The following is a 3,358-nucleotide window of genomic DNA, read 5'->3' as shown; positions in this document are numbered from 1 at the left end:
TTGGCCGCGGCACCGGTCACAACGACGCCGCCGTTTACAGCGAGCGGCCGGAGGACTGGGAGAGCAACATGCTGCGGCTGGCGCGCAAGTTCGACACGGCGCGCTCGCTCGTGCCCGGCCCGGTCATCGACGAGGTGAAGGGGGCGGAGATCGGCCTCATCGCCTACGGCACGACGGAGCCGGCCATCATCGAGGCCCGCGACCGGCTGGCCGCGGCCAGCATCCCCACGAGCTTTATGCGCCTGCGGGCGCTGCCCATCAATGACGAGGTCGAGGCGTTCATCGCCCGGCACGACCGGGTCTACGTGGTCGAGTTGAACCGCGACGGGCAGATGCACACGCTGCTGCGCTCGGAACTGCCGGCGCTGGCGACGCGGCTGGTGTCGCTGGCCCACCTGGATGGCATGCCGTTGACGGCGCGCTGGGTGGTGGAGGCGATCGCGGCGCAGGAGTCGCTGCGCCCTCGCCGGGCGCCGACCAACGGCTCCTCGCGCCAGGCGCGCAAGGAAGGGGCGACGGAACTCGACCTGCCCGGCGATGGCTCGCTCTCCCCCGGCAACGGTATGCCGCGCGGCGATAGCGGGCTGACGGACATGGGACATGATGGAAGGAATCGGGAAGTGATTGCGGGGGAGAAGTAGCCCCTCGGTGCGTCGCACTTTCTGAAGTGCGATGCACTGTCGCGCGGTAAGCTGAGTTTAGGAAGATGCGACGCACTTCAGAAAGTGCATCGCACCGGGAGATAGATTGATGACCGAAATGACAACTCCCCGCCCCGGCCGGGTCAATGCCATTGGCCTGGCCCAGGCGGATTACAAGGGCTTGCCCTCGACGCTCTGCCAGGGCTGCGGGCATAACTCCATCGCCAACCAGATCGTGCAGGTGGCCTACGAGATGAACGTCCGGCCGCACGAGATGCTAAAGCTGAGCGGCATCGGCTGCTCCAGCAAGTCGCCGGCCTACTTCCTGGGCCAGAGCTTCGGCTTCAACACGCTGCACGGCCGCATGCCCTCGCTGGCGACAGGCGCGCTGATCGCCAACCACCACCTGCAGGCCATCGCCGTCAGCGGCGACGGCGACTCAGCCAGCATCGGCCTGGGGCAGTTCAAGCACCTGCTGCGCCGCAACGTGCGCATGGTCTACGTGGTGGAGAACAACGGCGTCTACGGCCTGACCAAGGGGCAGTTTTCGGCCACGGCCGACGAGGGGCAATCGCTCAAGTACGCCGGGACGAATGAGTTCCCGCCCATCGACATCTGCATGGAAGCCATTCTGGCCGGCTGCGGCTTCGTGGCCCGCTCTTTCTCCGGCGACGCGGCCCAGGTGCGCGAGCTGATGAAGGCGGCGCTGAGCCACCGCGGCACGGCCGTGCTGGACATCATCAGCCCGTGCGTGGCTTTCAACAACGATGACGCCTCGACTAAGAGCTATAGCTACGGCAAGGAACACGAGATTCCGCTGCACGGCATCGGCTTCATCCCCAAGGAGGCGGAGATCGAGATCGAGGCGTATGACCCCGGCGAGATGCGCGTGGTCGAGATGCACGACGGCTCCCGCATCCAGTTGCGCAAGCTGGAAGCGGACTACGACCCGACCGACCGGCTGGGAGCGATGCACCGGCTCCAGTGGGCGCAGGAACAGCAGGAGTTTATCACCGGGCTGATCTATCTGAACGAGTCGCGGCCGTCACTGGCCGAGACCAGTCGGCTGGTGGATGAGCCGCTGAGCGCGCTGCCCGACGAGCGCATCCGGCCGCCGCGGGCGACGTTGGAAGCGCTGATGAGTGGGTTGATGTAGCCGGCGCCTGCGGAGTGCGCATCCTCAGATGCGCATGGGGTCTATAAGACGGCAACAAAAAGGGCCGAAGCGTACTCTCGTAGACGCTTCGGCCCGTTTTCAATCCGTATAATCCGTATTATCCGTGTAATCCGTGTTGAATTCACTCCCCATGCGGCTGCACCAGATTGTGCAGATGTCCATACAGATCAGCAAAGACACAGGAAATGCCCCACGCCAGTTCGGCTGGCTCCTCCATGAACTGCACGCCGCGGGCCTTAAAGCGCTCGTAGTCGCCGCGGCAGTCGTCGGTCTCCAGCGTGAAGCCGGCGGCGCGGCCGACCGTCTCGCCCTGTGACGTGGCCGAGGTCATGCCCCACTGCGGTAGCTCCAGGACGACCTCGATCTCCGTCTGCCCGGCTGGCGCGATGGACACCCAGCGATTTTCCGGGTTGCCGGGGAAGGGTTCGTCCCGCTTGATGACCCAATCCAGCTTCTCTTGATACCACTGGGCCGCTTCGTACTGGTCTTTGACGGTGAGGGACACGTGACTGATCTTACGGATCATAACTTCTCCCGGGAGAATAAATGAACCACGGATTTTCACGGATTCTACGGATGATACGGATTGAAAATTGACTCAATCCGTGTTCATCCGCCCAATCCGTGAAAATCCGTGGTTAAATCATTTCTTACTCAGTGGCGGCGTCCTGCACGTCGAGCAGTTCGACCTCGAAGATGAGCGTCGCGCCGGGCGGGATAGTGCCGCTGCCGGTGTCGCCGTAACCCAGTTCGGCCGGGATGACCAGCTGGCGCTTGCCGCCGACCTTCATGCCGGCCACGCCCTCATCCCAACCGGGGATGACCGCGCCCGTGCCCAGCGTGAACGGGAAGGGCACGCCGCTGTCGAGCGAGCTGTCGAACTTCACGTTGTCAGTCAGCCAGCCGGTGTAGTTGACGGTGACGGTCTGGCCCGCCTCGGCCACGGCCCCGTCGCCCTCGACGATGTCGTAGTACTTCAGGCCGCTCTCGGTCACGGTGAAGTCGCCCTCATCGATCTCCGTCGGCAGCACCAGCGACAGGATGTCCACCAGTTCGACTTCCATGATGAGCGTGGCGTTGGGCGGAATCTTGCCGCCGCCCTCCTCGCCCAGGGCCAGTTCGGCCGGGATGACCAGGTAGCGCTTGCCGCCCTTCTTCATGGTGGAGAGGCCCTCTTCCCAGCCGGGGAAGACGCTGTCGCTGCCCAGCGCGAACGTCAGCGGCTCACCCTGGGTGTCCGACGAGGCGACATACGCCTGGCCGTCTTGCAGCCAGGCGGCGTAGGTCGTGACGATCTCCTGACCCTGCACCGGCATCTCCCCCTCGCCCTCGACGATGTCGAAGTATTGGAGGCCGGATTCGGTCGTCGTCAGGTCGGCCTCATCGACAGCGGTGGGGACGGGCGGGGCGACGGCCGTCAGCAGTTCCACGTCCATGTAAATGGTGGCGTTGGGCGGGATAATGCCGCCGGCTCCTTCCTCGCCAAAGGCCAGGTCGGGCGGGATGATGAGACGGGACTTGCCGCCCTCTTTCATCAGCA

Annotated in this window: 3 protein-coding genes and 1 pseudogene; 2 read left to right on the top strand and 2 right to left on the bottom strand. The window is 64.7% G+C overall.

All coding sequences use genetic code 11. The annotated features are described in order from the left end of the window. Together ACE3UY_RS05480 and ACE3UY_RS05475 are read left to right on the top strand one after the other, a co-directional pair. Nucleotides 1-641: pseudogene (locus tag ACE3UY_RS05480) on the top strand (hypothetical protein); the annotation flags it as partial. Between the two features lie 109 nt (nt 642-750). Continuing rightward, on the top strand, nt 751-1,797 hold the full coding sequence (locus tag ACE3UY_RS05475) for a 2-oxoacid:ferredoxin oxidoreductase subunit beta (RefSeq protein WP_374686542.1): 1,047 nt from the start codon (nt 751-753) through the stop codon (nt 1,795-1,797). Nucleotides 1,798-1,939: 142 nt separating this feature from the next. On the opposite strand, the gene ACE3UY_RS05470 is transcribed toward ACE3UY_RS05475, so the two are convergent. Beyond that, nucleotides 1,940-2,344, bottom strand: coding sequence for a VOC family protein (locus ACE3UY_RS05470; RefSeq protein WP_374686541.1), 405 nt, complete (start codon nt 2,342-2,344; stop codon nt 1,940-1,942). A gap of 124 nt (nt 2,345-2,468) precedes the next feature. After that, the coding region (locus tag ACE3UY_RS05465; protein ID WP_374686540.1) for an FKBP-type peptidyl-prolyl cis-trans isomerase at nt 2,469-3,358 on the bottom strand (890 nt) is incomplete at its 5' end.

Source organism: Promineifilum sp. (SeqCode), assembly GCF_041918635.1.
Taxonomy (GTDB): domain Bacteria; phylum Chloroflexota; class Anaerolineae; order Promineifilales; family Promineifilaceae; genus Promineifilum.
This window is presented reverse-complemented; position numbering and strand designations above follow the sequence as displayed.

Bases quoted from the DNA above. Each gene is read 5' to 3' on its own strand.
- ACE3UY_RS05475 (WP_374686542.1), top strand. From the start codon at position 751: ATGACCGAAATGACAACTCCCCGCCCCGGCCGGGTCAATGCCATTGGC.
- ACE3UY_RS05470 (WP_374686541.1), bottom strand. From the start codon at position 2,344: ATGATCCGTAAGATCAGTCACGTGTCCCTCACCGTCAAAGACCAGTAC.